The organism is Bacteroidota bacterium (assembly GCA_040388375.1).
Taxonomy (GTDB): Bacteria; Bacteroidota; Bacteroidia; order UKL13-3; family UKL13-3; genus JAAFJM01.
This window is the reverse complement of record JAZKBU010000003.1, coordinates 374,783-394,927: the sequence shown is the minus strand read 5'-3', so window position 1 is coordinate 394,927 and position 20,145 is coordinate 374,783. Positions and strand designations below refer to the sequence as shown.

Sequence of the window (20,145 nt, the reverse complement as noted above, 5' to 3'; positions counted from 1 at the left end):
AATAATTTAGGTAAAGACACCTTATCAAAAAGATGATAGAGTATTACCAATAAAAAAGAGGTTAGTATATAAACAACACTAACCTCTTTCTAGTTCACGTTACATTAATTAATCGTGGTGTTCGCCACGTTTTAAATTGTACTTCTCTATTTTGTTATACAAATGGCTTCTTTGTATATCTATCTCTAACGCAGTTTTAGCCACATTCCAGCCATTTTTCTTCAGCTTTTCTTCAATAAAAATACGTTCTACATATTCTTTAAAATCTTGCAGGGTGCTAAAGCGCTCGTAAATATTTTTTTCTTCTTCGCGTGCGCTTAAGGGACTTGCAAATTTCTGAACATCTTCCACACTAATGCGTTGTTGACCTAATATAACCAATCGTTCTACTACGTTTCTTAATTCTCGTATGTTTCCATAGTAATCCAGCTTTTTCAATTCATCTAAAGCTTGTGGCAAAAACATTTTACGCGTTAAACCATTGTCTTCACATACTTCTTTTATAAATTTTTCAGCCAGTGTTGGTATATCTTCTTTCCTGTCATTTAACGAAGGAACATGAATTAATATAACACTTAAACGGTGGTACAAATCCATTCTAAAATTACCTCTTTCAATTTCCTGTAACAGGTTTTTATTGGTAGCCGCTATTACGCGTACATCTACGTCTATATCTTTATCGCCACCTACGCGGGTAATTTTACCTTCTTGCAAAGCTCTTAAAACTTTGGCTTGTGCAGCCAAACTCATATCGCCTATTTCATCTAAAAATAAAGTTCCTCCGTTGGCTTGTTCAAACTTACCAATGCGTTGTTTAATAGCCGAAGTAAAAGCCCCTTTTTCGTGCCCAAACAATTCTGACTCGATTAGCTCAGTAGGAATGGCCGCACAGTTAACCTCTATCAATTGATTCTTAGCACGGTTACTTTTTTCATGTATCCAACGTGCCACCAATTCTTTACCAGTTCCATTTTCGCCCGTAATCATTACCCTTGCATCAGTAGGAGCCACTTTTTCAATGGTGCCCATAATATTTTGAATAGCGGGACTATCGCCTATTATTTCGCGGGTTTTGGTTACTTTCCTACGTAATACTTTTGTTTCAACCGTTAGCGATTTTTTATCAATAGCATTGCGAAGGGTAATTAATAGTCGGTTTAAATCAGGTGGTTTTGAAATAAAATCGTAGGCTCCTTTTTTAGTGGCTTCTACGGCTGTTTCAATCGTACCATTTCCCGAAATCATAATAAACGGTAAGTCATCATCAATTTCATGGGCTTTACTCAATACTTCAATACCATCCATTTTAGGCATTTTTATATCACATAAAACGGCAGCATACTCATCGTTCAATATTTTTTCTAAGCCCTCTTCTCCATTTGCAGCCTCATCTACCTGATAGCTTTCATACTCTAAAATCTCTCTTAACGTATTGCGAATAGCCTTTTCATCATCAATAATTAAAATTTTACTCATCGTGTATTTCGTTATTTGCCTGCAATGTGAGCATTTTATTAGACAGTAAAAAGCGTGTTGATATTTGGTTGATTTTTTTGACCTTACAGCAAACTTTTATCCTTAATTATTTGTCTAAATACTATTCATTTTCAACCCAAACAAATGGATTGGCAGCCCAAAAGTTTTCATTAAAATTACTTTGTATTAATAAAAATGGGATTATTTTTGGTCGGCCAAAATTCATACATGCACAGTTTCAGAATTTATATATTTATATTATTGAGTGTTATAAGCAAAATATCCTACAGCCAGGGTATTAACACTACTTTTGGTCAAAACAGGGTGCAGTATGGCAACTTTGACTGGAACTACCTGCGGTCTGAAAACTTTGATGCTTACTATTACAGCGGTGGAAGGGAATTAGCTACTTTTAGCATCAAATATATTAACGAGCATATTCAGGAACTGGAGAACCGATTGGAGCATCCATTAAGTGGTAGGGTTGAGATTATTTGTTTCAATACTTTATCTGATTTGAAACAAAGCAATTTTGGATTGGAGGACTTGGCTCAGAACACCGGTGGTTACACGCAGGTAAACAATAATAAAATTTATATTTATTTTAATGGTGACCATGCTGATTTGGCGCGCCAGATTAATGAAGGCATTGCTTTGGTTTTGTTAAACGAAATTGTGTATGGCGGTACTTTACAGGAGCGTTTGCAAAATGCTGCTTTGTTAAACTTACCGGAGTGGTTTTTACGTGGCCTTACTTCTTACCTTTCTAAGGAATGGGATGCTGATATGGATAACCGCATGAAGGATGGGGTGCTGACTAAGAAATTTAAAAAATTTAATCGTCTTAATCAAAAGGATGCTGTATTTGCAGGCCACAGTATATGGAAGTATATTATTGAAACAAGTGAACGTCCTGATGATGTAATAAAGGAAGTGGTGTATGCGGTTAGGGTAACCCGAAATTACGAATACGCGCTAAGCTATGTTTGTAATAACCGTTCGTTTAAACAAATTCAAAAGGATTGGTTTGAGTATTACCAAAAACTATATATAAAGGAGGATATTGGACGCAGTATGCCTTTGGTTAACTTAAAAATTAAACGTAGGGTTGCCCAATATTTAGAGCCTCAACTGAAAGCTTCCAGCAAAGGTGATTATGTAAGTTTTACTACCAATAAAAATGGTAAATACAAAGTATGGTTGTTAAATACTAAAAACAATAAACTTAAAAAATTATTGAAAGGTGGTTTAAAATACTATCAATTGGAACTGGATCATAGTTTCCCCATTATAGCTTGGCAACAAGGTGGCGATAAACTAGCCATGGTATACGAGAAAAAAGGTAAGCTATTAATTAAAACACTTGACCTTGTTACCAAACAAAAGGAGATAGTTGAGTTTACCAAGTTTGATAAAATAACCGGTTTTGATTATAGCGATAACGGAAGAACAATTGTAGTAAGTGCCATTAGAAAAGGCCAATCGGATTTATATACTTTTGATATTCCAAGCAGAAGGGAAAAACAACTGACCAATGATATTTATGACGATGCACAACCACGCTATACCAATGGTTCTAGTCGTATTGTTTTTAGCTCCAACCGCCCTACTGATTCATTGGCAATGGGTGTTAACCCAAAATTAAGTGTAGATAACAATTATGATGTTTACTTATACGATATTGAGGAAACACCTAAAACGCGTATGTTAAAAAGGTTAACCAAAACACCTTATATAAACGAAACCAATCCTATTGAATATAACAGAACTTACTATGCTTATATAAGTGATTATAACGGTACTAAAAACAGGTATGCAACACGTTTAGAGGAAGAGTATGACTTTACTGAAATAAACATTAAATATTTAGATTATACCGAAAAGCCTAACGATACTTTGCGTTATGTAGATACGCCTAAATGGAGTGGCTCTTCTTTCGACTATTTTGGTAAAACGATTGTATTGGACTCGACCGTTGAAAAAATAGATACGATTGTACACAATAAGGATTTGGTTTATACTTACCCGCTTACCAATTTCCAAAGGGGTATTATATCGCACGATGTTTCAGCGCAAGCCAGACAGGTTTACGATTTAATGTTATTTGAAAACAAATACTATGTAAAGTTAAGTCCGCTGGAGAAAAACATTGAGGAACTAAAAAACATTGAAAGTTACCCGAATATGTTCCGGTTAAAAAGTGGTGTAACCAATAAACAATATGTGAGTGGCTTACACATTTTCAGAAGCTTTGCCGAAAGCATTAACAATACTGATTCGTTTGCCAATATTAAACCAACAACGGAACTACCTACTGAAGAAAGAATAGCGCAGGATACTAACTTGTTTTTCTTTTTAAGTGAGTTTACTGCCGAAGATTATAAACGCCCTGCTTACATTGTAGTTCCAAAAGTAAATTTAGCCACAGAAACACAAAAGCAAGGTTTAAAAATAAGCTCACCTAAGTTTTATAATGTTACCTATTTTGCTGATGAGGTGGTAACGCAGATTGACAACTCTATTATTAATAGTTATTACCAACCTATAAGCCCTGCGGCTGCTCAATTATTTAACCCGGGTTTAAATGGTATGTTTAAATTGGGTATGATTGACTTAATGGAAGACTACCGTTTTACAGGTGGCGTACGTGTAAGTTTTGATGGAAGTGGTTTTGATTATTTTGCTTCGTTTGAAACGTTAAAAAAACGTTTGGACCATAAGTTTGTTTTTTATCGCCAAAGCAGAAGCGGTGGTTCTGCTGAAAACAATTCGGCTGTTAAAAGCTTTAGCCATGAAGCCCGTTATATTTTAAAATATCCGATTAACCAGGCAAGCAGTTTAAGGTTAAACTTTTTCTACCGTCAGGACAGGGATATATTAAGAGGTTCGAACACTGCAACGTTAGAAGTACCTGACAGGGTTACTAACTGGGTGGGTGGTAAGCTGGAATATGTGTACGACAATACTACACCTAAAGGATTAAATCTTTGGAACGGTACACGTTTAAAAATATTTTACGAACGTTATGCCAGTGTAGACAATTGGGACTTACAATTAAATGCCCTTGGTTTTGACGCAAGACATTATGAAAAAATACACCGCCAGATTATTTGGTGTACGCGCTTTACAGCCAACACATCATTTGGACCCGGTAAAATTGTTTACTATTTAGGTGGGGTTGAAAACTGGATTTCGCCTAAATTCAATAATGAATTCAGTACTTCGTCAAGCGAGAATTATGTGTTTCAGGCATTGGCAGCCAACTTAAGAGGATTTGAGCAAAACATCAGAAATGGAAACAGCTTTGCTTTAATTAATACAGAAATACGTGTTCCTATTTTTCAATATGCCTTTAACCGTCCGCTGCGCAGCGAGTTTTTAAACAACTTTCAAATAGTGCCTTTCTTTGATGTTGGAACGGCATGGATTGGCTCAAACCCCTATAGCGATGACAATACTTTTAACCAGAAAACCATTAATATAACACCTGTTATAGCGCGAGTAACCAATGTACGCGACCCATTGGTAGCAGGGTTTGGTGGTGGCTTACGTACTAAACTATTGGGTTACTTTATTCGTTTTGATACGGCTTGGGGTATTCAGGATGCGGAAGTAGCATCCAAACCGATTTATTATTTTGCGCTTGGTTTAGATTTTTAAACTACATGAACGCTTACTGTTTGTTTCAAAACATAAACCTATAAAATGTATACTGAAGACACTCTTTTTGAAAACGAAAACTATACTTTAAATCCTCTTCCTAAAGGCGAATACGAGCATTGTACATTTATTAATTGTGATTTTTCGGAATCAGATTTAACACAAATGTTATTTATAGAATGTAGCTTCAGCAGTTGTAATCTAAGCTTAGCTAAATTAAATAAAACAGCTATCAGGGAGGTAAAATTTAAAGACTGTAAACTGTTAGGTTTGCGTTTTGAAAACTGTCATCCTTTTTTATTTGCCGTATCGTTTGAAAACTGTTTACTCAACTTATCATCCTTTTTCAAACTAGGTTTAAAGAAAACTCTATTTAATAATTGCAGTGTTAGAGAGGTTGATTTTACCGACTGCGATTTAAGTTTATCTGTATTTAAAAATTGTGATTTGGGTGGGGCTATTTTTGAAAACAGTGTATTGGAAAAAACCGATTTCAGAACGGCCTTTAACTACTCTTTTGACCCGGAGCTGAACAAGATAAAAAAAGCAAAGTTCTCTGTTGCAGGTATTGCAGGCCTGCTTAACAAATACCAAATAGACATTGAGCAATAATATTAATGGCTTGTATTAGCTTGTCGTAATCAGCCTATACGATTGTCGTATTTACACATTGTTGGTATTTATTTTTAACCCTATGTTTGTTTAACCAAATTAAAACAAAACTATGGCAACAAAAATTTTCATAAACTTACCCGTAAAAAACTTACAGGCTTCTATCGACTTTTTTACTCAGCTAGGCTTTACTTTTAATCCTCAGTTTACTGACGAAAAAGGTGCCTGTATGGTTATAGTAGAAAACAGTATTTATGCTATGCTTATTACCCATGATTTTTTCAGTACGTTTACTAAAAAAACCATCAGCGATGCTACTAAAACCACTGAAGTATTAATATGTATTGATGCTGAAAGCAAAGAAGCTGTACAAAACTTAGTAAAAAAAGCAGTGGCAGCAGGTGGCAGCACTTATATGGATGCACAAGACCACGGCTGGATGTATCAACACAGTTTTGCTGACATTGACGGGCACCAATGGGAAGTAGCCTATATGGACATCAGCAAATTTCCAAGCAATTAAAACCAACATAACCATATGAAAAAAGATAAAATTATTTACTGGGCAACTACCATTTTCATCTTCTTATTTGAGGGTGTAATGCCTGCGCTTACCTCGCAAACTGAATTAGCCAAACAAGGCATCAGCCATTTGGGTTATCCTGAATATTTTGGAAACACGTTGGTTGTTTTTAAAGTAATAGGTACGCTATTATTAATTATTCCTCAAGTTCCCCGCAAATTAAAAGAGTTGGCCTATGCAGGATTTGCATTCAGCTTTACTTTTGCTTTTATAAGCCATTGTGCGGTTGATGGATTTAGCGGTATGGCACTGTTTCCATTGGCAATATTAGGTATTTTAATTGTTTCGTATATTTATTACAACAAGCTAAACAAAGCCACAGTATAAGTTATAAGCAATATCTTATTTAATCACCACTATCAATCATAATTTGGTAGTGGTGATTTTTATTTAAAATCTTTTCATACAACTTTATTTTAAATGCCGTTGACTAATAAATAGAGCGCGCTATTTCCAACCATTTAAATTTTATTGTTATGAAAACTAAATATACAATCGGATTATTTTTTTTACTATTAGCGACCGTATTACAAGCGCAAAATAAAACCTATCCGGTTTCGGGGACAATAATTAGTAGTTATTATTGTTTGGGGGCTGTTGTTGGTATTGCAGATGTTACAGTTACTATAACAGGCAACTCAAAAGTTTATCAAACAAAAACAGATTCAAATGGCAATTTTCTCCTTCCCGCAATTGAAAACGGTTCATATAATTTAATTGCTAAATATGAAAACAAAAGTATTGACCTCCACTTTATTGTATTTAATCAATTTATTGCAAAGAACTTTTTAATCGATTTAAAATCAGACATTAGAGCATTTTGCATCTCCTATTCTTTAGAACAAAATTTGTTAAAAAACTTTTATCCAATTGCAACAAGTACTTTAAGCGTAAATATTAAAACCAGTGAATGTCCAAGTATCAAAAAGCTTACACAGGAAAAAACTGTAAACTATTTTGATGGAGTTAGACTTGCCGGTATAAATGAAGAGAGAATAATTGGTAAACAGCAACTATATTAAATTATGAAAACTAAATATATCATTGGCTTACTATTTATCTTTATAAGTAGTTTAGCAATAGCACAAAATCATACCATACCTAGATATAGTGTAAAAGGTTATGTTAATTACCATAGAAAAAGTGTAGACCCTACTTCTATTTACGTTACTGTTTATGGTAACAATAAATTGTTTCAAACCAATATAGATTCAAACGGGTATTTCTATTTAGAGAATATAGACTCCGGGTATTATCATGTTATTATAAGTTCAAATGATGGAGCGAAAACATTCTCTCATGTTATTATTGACCATGAAGGTACTGAAATCCATCTTAACTTACCCAAGTTACCTTATTATTGTGTTGTTCAATCTTATTCAAAAGGTAAAGTTATAAACTACCCCCCAATACAAAAAGCACCTAACCAACAAATTGAAGCATTGGCCGCTTATTCAATAATAGTTGACTACCGCTATAGCAATACTATAAACTTTGGAAATAGTAATGAAATAATAATTGGCAAGCAGTAATGAACTATTACAAATACCTATTAACTACTGTTTTGTTATTTATAACTATCATTTTGCATTCTCAAAACGACAGCATTATATCTATTCAAATAGCATCCAAAATCATTGATGCCAAAACAAAAAAGCCAATTGAATTTGCACTTATAATAATTGAGCGAGACACTTTTAAAAAACAGAAATACTCCAACCAAGATGGAGAATTTTTGTTTGATAGTATTCTACCAGGAGTCTATAGTATTAGTGTATCTTTTCCAGGATATACAAAACAGACTTATCAATGTGTTCAAATCACTAAAAAAAATATCGTTAGTTTCAATAGAATTTTGCTCTCACCAAAAGTTATCTATATAGATTTTGACATAATAGGAAGACCAAAATTAATATCAACGGACAACCCCACACATGATAATTTTAATAGCAGACAAATTATGCGTATGCCTTATTAACCTATTACTTTAAACCCAACTCTGCTTTTAGAAACGGGGCCGTATGGCTGCGTGGTTCTTTACAAACTTGTTCAGGTGTGCCTTCGCATAATACTTCGCCTCCGTATTTACCGCCTTCCGGGCCAATATCTATAATATGGTCAGCTACTTTTATAATGTCTAAATTATGCTCAATTACCAAAACGGTATTGCCTTTTTCTACCAATTTATTAATTACATCTAGCAGTACTTTTACGTCTTCAAAATGTAAACCAGTACTTGGTTCATCCAATATATAAAAGGTATTACCTGTATCGCGTTTGCTTAATTCGGTCGCCAGTTTTACGCGTTGTGCCTCTCCTCCGCTTAAGGTGGTGCTTTGTTGTCCAAGCGTTATATAACCTAAACCTACATCGTTCAAAGCTTCTATTTTACGAAGTATTTGTGGTGTGTTTTCAAAAAACTTTACGGCATCTTCAATGGACATATCTAAAATATCGTTAATGGACTTGCCTTTGAAACGCACCTCCAATGTTTCCCTGTTATAACGTTTGCCATTGCAGGTTTCGCACTTAACATATACATCGGGTAAAAAATTCATTTCAATGGTACGCATACCTGCTCCCTGACAAGTTTCGCAACGGCCGCCTTTTACATTGAATGAAAAACGTCCGGGTTTATAACCACGTATTTTTGATTCGGGCATGGCTGCAAATAAATCCCTGATGTTTGAAAATACTTCTACGTAGGTAGCAGGGTTACTGCGCGGTGTACGCCCAATTGGCGACTGATCTATTTCTATTACTTTGTCTATATGCTCAAGGCCATCAAACTTTTTATAAGGCAATGGTTTTTGATGTGAGTTATAAAAATGCTGGCGTAAAATAGGATACAGCGTTTCGTTAATCAAGGTTGATTTGCCGCTTCCGCTTACACCTGTTACGCAAATTAATTTACCCAAAGGAAACTCAACTGAAATGTTTTTCAAGTTATTGCCGGTAGCTCCTTTTAGTACTAATTTTTTGCCGTTTCCTTTTCTGCGTTGCTTAGGTACTTCAATGCTTTTAGTGCCATTTAAATACTGTGCCGTTACTGAGTTTGATTGTAATATTTCATCCCAGGTACCTTGCGCAGCTATGTGCCCGCCATGTATGCCTGCACCATAGCCAATGTCTAAAATATAATCGCTTTCAGCCATCATATCTTTATCGTGCTCCACTACTATTACACTGTTGCCTACATCGCGTAACGATTTTAAGGAGTCTATTAAACGGTTGTTATCGCGTTGGTGTAAACCTATGCTTGGCTCATCTAAAATATACAATACACCTACCAGTTGCGAACCAATTTGGGTAGCCAGCCTGATGCGTTGTGCTTCGCCCCCACTCAAGGTTTTTGATGGTGAGTTTAAAGTAAGGTAATCAATACCAACACCCACTAAAAACTGTATGCGGCTGCGTATTTCTTTTATTACTTCGCTGGCTATAATACTTTGTTTGCTGTCTAAATGTTGTTCTACTTCGTTAAACCATTTAGCCAAAGCGGTTATTTCCATTTGTGCTAAATCGGCTATGCTTTTATCACCAATTTTATAATGTAGCGCTTCTTGTTTTAAACGTGCTCCATGGCAATCAGGGCAAGGTAATATTTGCATAAACTCTTCAGCCCATTTAAATATGGCATCGTTGCTTTTTTCTAAAAAGTTTTTAGTAATAATGGGTACTAAACCATCCCAATGCGAAGTATAATTTTGGGTATAACCGCTGTTGTACTGGTAAGGGATAACCAAGGCATCATCACTTCCGTAAAGTACTACTTGTAATGCTTGCTCTGACCATTTTTCAACCGGGTCGGCAAAACTGAACTTATATTTTTTTGCTATTTCTCGTAATTGTAGAAATGTCCAGTTTTCGCGTACCTCACCCAAAGGAACTAAAGCCCCTTTGTTAATGCTTAATTTTCTATCGGGTATAATGGCATTTTCATCAATAATACTTTTTACACCTAAACCATCGCAGGTAGGACAAGCTCCGTACGGTGAGTTAAACGAAAAAGTATTGGGTTGCGGCTCATCATAACTAATACCGCTTTTGGGATCCATTAAAAACTTACTGAAATGGAATGATTTGTTACTTTCTGTATCTAACAATACCAAAGTTCCTTTGCCTATTTTCAAAGCGCTCTTTACACTTTCGGCTATCCGGAAACGGGCATCTTTTTTAGGTTCTATTCTATCTATTAAAACTTCAATATCGTGAATTTTATAACGGTCGGCCTGCATTTTGGGTGTTAAGTCAACCACTGCTCCATCTAACCTTACTTTAGTATATCCTTGCTTGCGTATTTGTTCAAACAGCTCACGGTAATGTCCTTTACGGCCTTTTACCAATGGTGCTAATATGCTTATTTTTTTATTTTCAAACTGGGTAATAATGCCACTTATAATCTGCTCCTCGGTCATCTTCACCATTTTTTCGCCCGACACATAACTATAAGCATCGGCTGCCCGCGCATAAAGCAAACGCAAGAAATCGTAAATTTCGGTAATGGTTCCAACGGTTGAGCGCGGGTTCTTATTTACTGTTTTTTGCTCAATGGCAATAACCGGTGAAAGCCCGTTTATCTTATCTACATCGGGTCTTTCCATATTGCCTATAAACTGGCGTGCATAGGCTGAAAAACTTTCCATGTACCTGCGTTGTCCTTCAGCAAAAATGGTATCAAATGCCAATGACGATTTTCCGCTTCCGCTTAAGCCGGTAATAGTAACTAATTTGTTACGCGGTATACTTACATCTATATTCTTTAAATTATGTTCTCTTGCTCCTAAAACCTCAATAAACTCATCTTCTAACATTGCGTTTATTTCCGGTGTTTTTACGTTCCCTTTTGTGCTACTCATTGCTTATTAAAACTACCCATTTGGGTAAATGTTTCATTTTTTGCAAAAATGCACATTTTTATCGGGCTTTACATGGTATTTTAAAATCAATTTGTAATTGAAACACAAAAATTTAAACCCGCAATTTGTATTGGTTGTTTATCTATTAACTCTTCCGCAAAACTGCTTTAAAACAATTTAATTAGCATCAGTCAATATTTTGTTTTATAGTTGAATCCTGTTAATTATTTAATTGGTCAAATTGGTAGCAAGGCTATTAATTATATTGAAACATTTATTTAACCTGACTATACATGTTATTTAAAAAGTTCACTTTACTACTTATATTAATCGGGTTTAACCTACTGTTACCAGGGCAACAGGTAACATTTAAAAAGCTGGGCATTGACAATGGCCTTTCTCAAAGTTCGGTATATACTATTTTTCAGGACTCTAAAGGCTTTATGTGGTTTGGTACGGGTGATGGGCTAAACCGATATGATGGCAACCAGATAAAAACATATAAATTTGACTACAACCCCAGAATGACGGGAAATGGTAACTTTTATGGTCTGCACGCCAAAGAGGATACTAGTAACAATATTTGGTTCAGTAACCGATCGGGATTGGTTATGTACGATGTAAAAAGCAACACGCTAAAACGTATTTTCCCCAATAACGATACCACACAATTTACCACTTTATTGGAAGTAATCAGCATTAGTAAAAACAATGAGCTTTGGTTTTCTAACTGCCACAACTCCATTTTCAAATACAATATCAACTCAAAGAAAATGGATACTTACAAAATATTAGATCGGTCAATGGGTGAGAAAAAATCGCATTTCAGACAAGTAGCTGTTGATGACGAAAACAATATTTGGTACTCATTACGGTTTGGTATTGGCCGCTTCAATATGCAAACTTATCAAATGTATAATTATTTAATACCTGAATACAAACTGGATGGTATTGAAGCAACGGGTGATTTTATAACAACAGCTAAAAACACTTTATTGGTTGCCAATTATAAAAACGTATTTCAATTTAATTACATAACCAACTCGTATAAAATTTTACTGCATTCGCCCAAGCTTGATTTATACCACCAACTAGCTAAGGACAAGCAGGGACGTATATGGGTAGGTAATTTACAAAACGGCTTGTTTGTAATTGATACCAACGGACATATTTATAATTACCGTGCAAACAAACTAGACAAAGATGGCATAAGTACCAATATTATTACTGCTTTATACATTGATGCTTCACAAAACTTATGGCTTGGCTGTGATGGATTTGGATTGTGTAAAGCCAATTTATTGCCTCCTAAATTCAGAACTTACAAACCAATTAATGAATCAAGTACAGGCTTGCTTCCTAATTTTATAAAAGCTTTTTATGTTGACTCCAGTGATAAACTCTGGATAGGTACGCATGAGGATGGCATACAAATTATTGACCGCAAAACGGGCTTGCTGAAAGTGATTAAGCAAAACAAAACCGGGGCAAACTTAGTGGGCTGTTTTGTGGGCGCTGATAACCATAAAATATATGTAGGAAGTGGTGCGGGTGTTTACACCATACACGATAAAAATTATAATATACAGCACATTCCCATTGCTGATAAACTGTATTATTTTAATGGTATTAACTTAATCAGTAAATTAATTGTTTGCCCAAACAACAAAGTAATTGTTGCCAGTAAAGAAGGACTTTTTGAAAGTTTATTAAAAACCAATGGCAGCCCCTATTTTAAAAAGTTTGAAGCCATTGGTACTCCTTATCTGATATCTATTTATCAAACCAGCGATTCTGCTATTTATACATCGGAAATAGATGATGGTTTTGTATATAAATTTAAGCTGGTAAATAATAAACTGGAGCTGCAGGAACAAATACTGGAAGGCTTTAATGTACGTTGTATGTACGAGGACAAAAACAAAAAAACACTTTGGCTAGCCAGTGAAAAGGGATTAATTAAATATAATTTACATACGAAACAGTACCGGGTTATTACTACCAATAATGGCCTATCGAACAATTATTTATATGCTGTAGTACCTGGCAATAATGACGAATTATGGTTGAGCAGTAACTTTGGTATTATGTGTTACCACACTCAAAGTGAAAAGGTAATCAGTTACGACAAGGATGATGGTTTGCAGTCGAACGAGTTTAATACCGGGGCTTATTATAAAAGTAATGATGGTGAAATATTTTTTGGCGGTATCAATGGTTTCAACAGCTTCTTTCCTGACCAGATAAAAACAAATCCATTTGTGCCTAACGTGGTATTGACCAACTTAAAGGTAAACGACATGGATTATAATAATTTCAATTATGGCCATGTTAAAAATATTAGCTTAACGCACTCACAAAACACCCTGTCGTTTGAGTTTTCAGCTCTTGAATTTACCAATCCGGAAAAGAACAAATACCAGTATAAACTAGAAGGCGTTGACAAGGGTTGGGTGCAGGCGGGTAAAGAACATTTTGCACGTTACCCTTCTTTAAAATCGGGTAGCTATGTATTTAAAGTAAGGGCTTGTAACAACGATGAAAAATGGAGTAACGAAATAGTTTTACTGGACATTGTTATTCTTGCTCCCTGGTGGCAAACATGGTGGGCTATCGGCTTGTTTGCATTTGTCTTAATCAGCTTATTTATTGCTACTATCCGGTATTTATCAACCCGGAAGTTAAAACAGCAATTACAGGAGCTGGAAAAGCAACAAGCGGTTAATCAGGAACGCACGCGTATTTCAAAAGACATGCATGATGATTTAGGGAGTGGCTTATCAAAAATTGCTATCATGACTGAATTACTTAAATCGCGGGTAAAGCAAGATGATGAGTTGACCAAACAAGTGGAGAAAATATCGTTTGCTGCAGGTGAGCTGGTTGACAATATGGGACAAATTGTTTGGACCATGAACATGAACAACGATACGCTCGAAAACATGCTGGCTTATGTAAGAGAATACGCAGTAGACTTTTTTGAAGATACAAGCGTAGCCTGTGAAATTAATTTTGAAGATGTAGCTGATGACATTATAATGAGTCAGCAACTGCGCAGGAATATTTTTTTGGTGATAAAGGAAACTTTAAACAACAGCTTAAAACATGCACATGCACACAAAGTAACCATTACTTTTACATGCCAAACAAAAATAGCATCTATTGTTATTACTGATGATGGTGTAGGCTTTAACATAAACGATACGCGAAAATTTGGCAATGGCTTAATCAATATGCGTAAAAGAATGGAAGCCGCCAAAGGTTCTTACCACATTACCTCCACACCACAAAATGGAACACAAAGCACTATTATATGGTTAATATAAATGTACGTACAAATACGTATTTGATGCGATAACCAAATTGAAAATTTAGTTGTTCATTTACAAAATAAATTATGTCAAAAATTCAAATTGCAATAGTGGAAGATAACCACGATATCAGAACAGGATTAATGATGATAGTAAATGGCACGGATGATTTGGAATGTCGCCAGACTTTTTCATCGGCCGAAGAAGCTATTAAAATACTTCCGTTAAATTGTCCTGATGTGGTGTTAATGGATATTGATTTGCCTGGTATAAATGGTATTGAATGCATTAAATTCTTGAAGGAAACCTGTGATGTTACCCAATACATGATGTTAACGGTGTACGAAGATGATGAGAAAATATTTCGCTCGTTAGAAGCTGGTGCTACCGGTTATATGCTCAAAAAAACACCTCCATTGCAATTGGTTGAAGCCATCAAGGATGTGAGCAGTGGAGGTTCACCCATGAATGCACAAATAGCCCGAAAAGTAGTAGCCTCTTTTAATAAACCAAAACCAAACAAAGCGGCCGAAGAACTAACCAAACGTGAACTGGAATTACTGGAGCTTTTATCGAAAGGATACCGCTATAAAGAAATTGCCGATAAGTTATTTATAAGCCAGGATACGGTACGTACACATATAAGAAACATTTATATAAAACTACAGGTAAACTCAAAAATTGAAGCTATCAATAAAGTTTTTAAATCTTAAGCTATTCCGCATTTCTTTCTAAATAGGTATTGATTCGTTTGGATGAATAAACAGAATCTATTTTTATTAAATGATTATTTAACCATTTGTATTTAACCCGGGCATCCCAGGTATTGGTGAAGGTATCGTCCACAGCTTCTGAATACCACATATCTTTAATAAACATATTCTTTTCACCTAAACTATCTGCAGGGAATAAATAGGAATAACCTTCATGGTATATATCGGCATCACCAACACTTCCTTCTTCTAATTCCTTTATTACTCTATTATCTCTCAGCAATAATATTTTTGTTCCGTTCCAATAACCACAAGCATCTATTCCTCCACTTACTTTTATTATATGTTCTACACTATCCAACCCTTTATTATTGAATAAACTTAGTTCTAAATACCCTGATAAGGCTTTTCCAATAGTATCTGTTTCAACAGGTGAATAGTGCTCATTAGCAGGTGCTTTAAACGTGTGCTCCGAAACGAGGTTAAACTTATTTAATACTTTAAGCGAAAAAAGAAATGTTCCTTTTTGATACTTTTCAATAAACACCAAATAAGTTTTCGTGCCCTGTTTTATCTGTAAAGGTGCTAAAAACTGACTGGGTACATAACCAAAAAATCTTTTACCTTTTAAAGGGAAAGTAACTTTGCACCACTGGCCATATACATTTTTGAATTTTGAATATTTCCCTGCTAATACTTCTACTACTTTTAATGAATCGGCAAAAGATTGTGTTTTCGTAAATACTTTTGATTGCACATCGGGTCGGCTGTAAACATTAATATAACGGTAAGCTGGCAAGTAATACTGATTCACTTCCAAACTCATCGGATTTCCAATAGTGCTATTGGTTATAAATCCACGCTCCGAATCCTGAGCACATAGTTGATTGCAGAAACACAATAAAAGAAATAATAATACCGGCATTTATGTATGAACCATTGAATGATTATACAAGGATACGTATTAATACAAAAAAATAAAATTTGCATTTATTATTCTAATACATAGATTTGCGATGTATTACAAATCTACTTATCATGTCATTTACACAAAAAGAACTGTTAAAAGGAACGCTGGGTCCTATTATTTTAAAGCTACTGAGTGAAAATAAAAAAATGTATGGTTACGAAATAACCCAACATATAAAAGAAACCAGTGCGGGTAAAATTTTAATAAAAGAAGGCTCTTTATACCCAGCTTTACACAAACTGGAAGCGGATGGTTTAGTAACCAGCGAAGAATTAGCGGTAGGTGGTCGTACCCGCAAATACTATAAACTTACTAAAAAAGGAAAGCAGGAATCAATAAGCGCATCGCAGGAACTGCTTAGCTTTTTGCAAACTATACATAGCATTATTAACCCCGATAATACTTTAGCACATGGAGCTATTTAACAAAACACATGTAATACGTGTAGAAGAACGTTTACGCCAATCAGGCTTAAGAAGTGAATCAATGCTTAATGATTTACTGGACCATTACTGCTGCATTATAGAAGCTGAAATGGAAAAAGGTATGGACTTTGAAACTGCTTACAAAAAAGCATGGAGCACTATTAGCCCCAATGGGCTGGTAGAAATAGAAGAAGAGTTATTTTTTATGTTAAACTTTAATAAACAAACTACAATGAAAAAAATCGTTTATGCATGTGGCTTTTGTGCCGCAACCTTTATTTCTGGCGGATTATTATTCCGTGTTTTTCACTGGGCCGGCACCCCAGCAATTGGCATTTTAGGTTTTGCCTTTTTAATTATTACCTGCTTGCTGGTATTAATTAGCAGCACAAAAAAAATCAGTCAATTAAATCTACAGGGAATGGTCAGGCTTTTATCAGGTAATACAGCTGCTATTTTAATTGCCATCGGTTCTATTTTTAAAACCCTTTCGTTTCCTTACGCTAATTTAATTACGCTGATCGGGTTTTTATTCCTTATCTTTTTATACATCCCGACTTTCTTTTACCATTTATACCAACAGTCGCTTAGCGAAGCTTAAAAGCTTATAACTACTTGCAGGTATGGGTTACAACCTGCATTATCTTCATATAAAAAACACCCGCAACAGCCGGCAATTCATCATGGATTAGCCGGCTTTTTGTTTGTATCACTAACAAACAAAATACGTATTTCATGCTATATGAACCCATTTTTATTAGTCCACCTTTGATGCTTATGAAAAAACTTACAAAAGCTTACACAACCCTGATGATTAGTTTCATCAGCCTTTTTTCTTTAGCTCAGCCCACTATGGTGAAAGATATTTTTGAAGGCACAAACGGAGCAAGCCCTACTAACTTTACCACACACAACAATAAGCTGTACTTTTCGGTTCGCGATACTTTAAATCCAACTTATTCTAATTTTCTATATGAGAGCGATGGCACTAGCAACGGAACAAACAAACTTCCAAACACGGGTTACATGACTAATATAACCACCTTTGGAAACAAAATACTTTTTTCGGGAGACCCAACAGGCGGAAACAACCACGAACCATGGATTACAGATGGTACCACTGCGGGTACAGTATTGCTTAAAGAAATAAATCCGGGTTTTAATGGAAGCAGCCCTAATTTTATAGCACTTAATAACCAAACTGCATTTATTTATAATGGATATGGCATTTTTAAAACCAACGGAACTGCAGCAGGTACTTCATTACTTTTACCCATCATCTTAAGTAATAAAGTCATTGCATTTAAAAATAAAATTTATTTCTGGGGAACTTATAATAGTGTACAAGGCTTGTGGTCGTTTGATGAAAACTCAACAGCTCCTACACTGATGGCGCAACACACCAACTCTACTTACAACTTTGCTTTAAGCGTTGGAGCCAATTCTTTTTATTATGTTGCTACCGATGCTGAACATGGCTACGAGCCTTGGGTAAGCGATGGAACAGCAGCAGGAACTCATTTATTGAAAGACATAAGACCGGGTACTGCAAGCAGCTGTGATGATGGCAGCTCATCAAGCTACACAAGTTTTGCCATAGTGAATGATAAAGTATATTTTAATCCGGTTGACAATACTTATGGAAGAGAATTATGGGTAAGTAATGGAACAGAAGCCGGAACCAATTTATTTTTTGAGCTAACACCGGGCGCTACTTCGGGCAATCCACGCAAGCTGATTAGTGTTGGCAACCAGTTTTATTTTGCGGCACGTTACCCTGGTTACAATACTGACTTTGTTTGGGTAAGTGATTTAACTGCAGCAGGCACTAAAATAGTAACTGATAAAAATGATTCTTATATAGAAGAAGGAGGCATGTTTGCTTTAAACAATAAATTATTTGTAAAAGGCCGTGACAGATCAAATCAAATATTGGGATTTGAACCTTTTATAACGGATGGAAGTAAAGCAGGTACTTATATGTTAGCGGATATTGACAGTACTCCATTTGCTGAAAGCATTTCAAGTACATTTAATCAATTACCCTTTGTAGTTGGTAATACTATTTATTTTGTAGCTGATGATGCTAAACATGGTAATGAGCTTTGGAAATATACTGACAATGGTAACGGAGGTACACAGGTAAAAGAAGTAAAAGCTACTTATAACAATAATAATATTAGTGTATACCCTAATCCGGCCCACAGCCAATTAACGATAACAAGCCTTATAGCTATTGATAAAACTGAGCTTTACAACGTAACAGGTTCATTGGTATTATCAACAGCGGAAACAACTATTGATATAAGCACTCTTACCAATGGTGTTTATTTTACCAGAGTATATACAGCGCAAGGAATTACTACACAAAAAACAATCAAAAACTAATTAAATACAGGTATAAAAAAGCCGTTTATTTTTCAGTAAGCGGCTTTTTTAAAATACGCATTTCATGCGATAACAAAAAAGTAAGCCCGTATAATTTTGTACATACAAAACACTTATAATTATGAAAAAACATGTTACTCTTTTTTGTGCTATGGTTACATTTATAACATTACATGCACAAACAACCATTACCAGCACAAGTGCTATTGGTTACACCGCACCTTTAATGATAGCATCGGCAAGTACGGCTGCTACCGTACCTGTTAATACCAGTGGCGCAGCAGTAACTTGGAACTGTGCCAATTTACAACAGGAAGCAGGCACACCCATTATTAACTACACAGTCAGCTCCCCAACGGGAACAGCTTATGCAAGCGATTACCCAAAAGCTAACTGGTATTTTACTGATCCAGCTCTTACTGCTGTATTCGGACATCATTATTATAGCTTAACAGCAGATAGCCTTGTACTATGGGGCGAACATACTGCCGGTAAAGATTATGATATTTACGATGACCCTCAAATTGATTTAAAGCTTCCTTTCAGTTATAACAACACTTATGCAAACACTTACAGCAAAACAAGCTACAAAGCAAATGGCAGTGTAAGCAGCAGCCAGACAGGAACAGTTACTTTAACTTACGATAGTTATGGTACATTAATTTTACCCAACGGCACCTTTACGAATGTAGCCCGTATAAAAAAAGAAAGAACCAACTCACTTGGCCCTACTACTGTTTCTTATACCTGGTATTCTACAGCTACCGGAGCTCAATTAATGAATTATGGAACCAATGGTGGCATACAGGTCGTGTACAACAATGTTGCATCGACAGGTATTAATACCATACAAAACAATGACTACGCTATTCAGTTATTTCCCAATCCATTCCATGATTATACCACTTTAAAAATTACAGGTACCAATACTATTAACAATGGACAGCTTGTTATTTTTAATATATTAGGTCAGTCTATTAAAACATTGAACGTGATAAATAACGAAGTGAAAATTGAGCGCAATAACCTGTTAACAGGAGTTTATTTTTACAGCTTAATTGATAACAGCCAGATTATTTATAGTCACAAACTTGTTATAGAATAAAACATACAAAGCCTGCAGAAAAGCAAACATACTTATGGTGTGT

Annotated in this window: 16 protein-coding genes; 13 read left to right on the top strand and 3 right to left on the bottom strand. The window is 35.3% G+C overall.

Annotation, left to right across the window (positions count from 1 at the left end; translation table 11 throughout):
* Positions 1-108: 108 nt before the first annotated feature.
* Entirely contained in the window at positions 109-1,476 is a 1,368-nt protein-coding gene (locus V4538_04645) for a sigma-54 dependent transcriptional regulator (protein MES2380306.1), read from the bottom strand.
* A gap of 228 nt (positions 1,477-1,704) precedes the next feature.
* On the opposite strand from V4538_04645, the gene V4538_04640 reads away from it, so the two are divergent.
* The 7 genes from V4538_04640 to V4538_04610 all read left to right on the top strand — a co-directional run bounded on the left by V4538_04640 (position 1,705) and on the right by V4538_04610 (position 8,309).
* The gene (locus V4538_04640; protein MES2380305.1) at positions 1,705-5,136 is read left to right on the top strand and encodes a hypothetical protein; all 3,432 of its coding nucleotides are present in this window, start codon (positions 1,705-1,707) and stop codon (positions 5,134-5,136) included.
* Between the two features lie 45 nt (positions 5,137-5,181).
* Positions 5,182-5,748 carry a pentapeptide repeat-containing protein gene (locus tag V4538_04635; protein ID MES2380304.1) on the top strand — a complete coding sequence of 189 codons (567 nt, stop codon included), beginning with the start codon at positions 5,182-5,184 and terminating at the stop codon, positions 5,746-5,748.
* Between the two features lie 112 nt (positions 5,749-5,860).
* On the top strand, positions 5,861-6,271 hold the full coding sequence (locus V4538_04630; GenBank protein ID MES2380303.1) for a VOC family protein: 411 nt from the start codon (positions 5,861-5,863) through the stop codon (positions 6,269-6,271).
* Positions 6,272-6,286: 15 nt separating this feature from the next.
* A complete protein-coding gene (locus tag V4538_04625) occupies positions 6,287-6,658 on the top strand; it encodes a DoxX family protein (protein MES2380302.1) in 372 nt (123 codons plus the stop codon).
* A gap of 149 nt (positions 6,659-6,807) precedes the next feature.
* On the top strand, positions 6,808-7,353 hold the full coding sequence (locus V4538_04620) for a carboxypeptidase-like regulatory domain-containing protein (protein ID MES2380301.1): 546 nt from the start codon (positions 6,808-6,810) through the stop codon (positions 7,351-7,353).
* Positions 7,354-7,356: 3 nt separating this feature from the next.
* Complete coding sequence (locus V4538_04615; GenBank protein ID MES2380300.1) at positions 7,357-7,863, top strand: hypothetical protein; 507 nt, start codon at positions 7,357-7,359, stop codon at positions 7,861-7,863.
* Positions 7,863-8,309 (top strand): carboxypeptidase regulatory-like domain-containing protein, encoded by a 447-nt coding sequence (locus tag V4538_04610; protein MES2380299.1) that lies wholly within the window; start codon positions 7,863-7,865, stop codon positions 8,307-8,309. The genes V4538_04615 and V4538_04610 overlap by 1 nt, the downstream gene beginning before the upstream one ends.
* A 4-nt stretch (positions 8,310-8,313) precedes the next feature.
* Here the strand turns inward: V4538_04610 and uvrA are convergent, their stop codons facing one another.
* Positions 8,314-11,145: an excinuclease ABC subunit UvrA gene (gene uvrA, locus V4538_04605; GenBank protein ID MES2380298.1), complete on the bottom strand. Its 2,832-nt coding sequence runs from the start codon at positions 11,143-11,145 to the stop codon at positions 8,314-8,316.
* 338 nt (positions 11,146-11,483) lie between these two features.
* Between uvrA and V4538_04600 the strand changes: the two genes are divergently transcribed.
* Together V4538_04600 and V4538_04595 are read left to right on the top strand one after the other, a co-directional pair.
* Entirely contained in the window at positions 11,484-14,516 is a 3,033-nt protein-coding gene (locus V4538_04600; protein ID MES2380297.1) for a two-component regulator propeller domain-containing protein, read from the top strand.
* A 71-nt stretch (positions 14,517-14,587) separates the two neighbouring features.
* Complete coding sequence (locus tag V4538_04595; GenBank protein MES2380296.1) at positions 14,588-15,214, top strand: response regulator transcription factor; 627 nt, start codon at positions 14,588-14,590, stop codon at positions 15,212-15,214.
* Position 15,215: 1 nt separating this feature from the next.
* Here V4538_04595 and V4538_04590 read toward each other — a convergent pair whose 3' ends face one another.
* Entirely contained in the window at positions 15,216-16,139 is a 924-nt protein-coding gene (locus tag V4538_04590) for a hypothetical protein (GenBank protein MES2380295.1), read from the bottom strand.
* Between the two features lie 113 nt (positions 16,140-16,252).
* Between V4538_04590 and V4538_04585 the strand changes: the two genes are divergently transcribed.
* The 4 genes from V4538_04585 to V4538_04570 all read left to right on the top strand — a co-directional run bounded on the left by V4538_04585 (position 16,253) and on the right by V4538_04570 (position 20,102).
* Positions 16,253-16,609, top strand: coding sequence for a PadR family transcriptional regulator (locus tag V4538_04585; protein ID MES2380294.1), 357 nt, complete (start codon positions 16,253-16,255; stop codon positions 16,607-16,609).
* The gene (locus tag V4538_04580) at positions 16,596-17,210 is read left to right on the top strand and encodes a hypothetical protein (GenBank protein ID MES2380293.1); all 615 of its coding nucleotides are present in this window, start codon (positions 16,596-16,598) and stop codon (positions 17,208-17,210) included. The genes V4538_04585 and V4538_04580 overlap by 14 nt, the downstream gene beginning before the upstream one ends.
* A gap of 176 nt (positions 17,211-17,386) precedes the next feature.
* The gene (locus tag V4538_04575; protein MES2380292.1) at positions 17,387-18,997 is read left to right on the top strand and encodes a T9SS type A sorting domain-containing protein; all 1,611 of its coding nucleotides are present in this window, start codon (positions 17,387-17,389) and stop codon (positions 18,995-18,997) included.
* 121 nt (positions 18,998-19,118) lie between these two features.
* Positions 19,119-20,102 carry a T9SS type A sorting domain-containing protein gene (locus V4538_04570; GenBank protein MES2380291.1) on the top strand — a complete coding sequence of 328 codons (984 nt, stop codon included), beginning with the start codon at positions 19,119-19,121 and terminating at the stop codon, positions 20,100-20,102.
* The last annotated feature ends 43 nt before the right edge of the window (positions 20,103-20,145 follow it).

Bases quoted from the DNA above. Each gene is read 5' to 3' on its own strand.
- V4538_04645 (MES2380306.1), bottom strand. From the start codon at position 1,476: ATGAGTAAAATTTTAATTATTGATGATGAAAAGGCTATTCGCAATACG.
- V4538_04640 (MES2380305.1), top strand. From the start codon at position 1,705: ATGCACAGTTTCAGAATTTATATATTTATATTATTGAGTGTTATAAGC.
- V4538_04635 (MES2380304.1), top strand. From the start codon at position 5,182: ATGTATACTGAAGACACTCTTTTTGAAAACGAAAACTATACTTTAAAT.
- V4538_04630 (MES2380303.1), top strand. From the start codon at position 5,861: ATGGCAACAAAAATTTTCATAAACTTACCCGTAAAAAACTTACAGGCT.
- V4538_04625 (MES2380302.1), top strand. From the start codon at position 6,287: ATGAAAAAAGATAAAATTATTTACTGGGCAACTACCATTTTCATCTTC.
- V4538_04620 (MES2380301.1), top strand. From the start codon at position 6,808: ATGAAAACTAAATATACAATCGGATTATTTTTTTTACTATTAGCGACC.
- V4538_04615 (MES2380300.1), top strand. From the start codon at position 7,357: ATGAAAACTAAATATATCATTGGCTTACTATTTATCTTTATAAGTAGT.
- V4538_04610 (MES2380299.1), top strand. From the start codon at position 7,863: ATGAACTATTACAAATACCTATTAACTACTGTTTTGTTATTTATAACT.
- uvrA (MES2380298.1), bottom strand. From the start codon at position 11,145: ATGTTAGAAGATGAGTTTATTGAGGTTTTAGGAGCAAGAGAACATAAT.
- V4538_04600 (MES2380297.1), top strand. From the start codon at position 11,484: ATGTTATTTAAAAAGTTCACTTTACTACTTATATTAATCGGGTTTAAC.
- V4538_04595 (MES2380296.1), top strand. From the start codon at position 14,588: ATGTCAAAAATTCAAATTGCAATAGTGGAAGATAACCACGATATCAGA.
- V4538_04590 (MES2380295.1), bottom strand. From the start codon at position 16,139: ATGCCGGTATTATTATTTCTTTTATTGTGTTTCTGCAATCAACTATGT.
- V4538_04585 (MES2380294.1), top strand. From the start codon at position 16,253: ATGTCATTTACACAAAAAGAACTGTTAAAAGGAACGCTGGGTCCTATT.
- V4538_04580 (MES2380293.1), top strand. From the start codon at position 16,596: ATGGAGCTATTTAACAAAACACATGTAATACGTGTAGAAGAACGTTTA.
- V4538_04575 (MES2380292.1), top strand. From the start codon at position 17,387: ATGAAAAAACTTACAAAAGCTTACACAACCCTGATGATTAGTTTCATC.
- V4538_04570 (MES2380291.1), top strand. From the start codon at position 19,119: ATGAAAAAACATGTTACTCTTTTTTGTGCTATGGTTACATTTATAACA.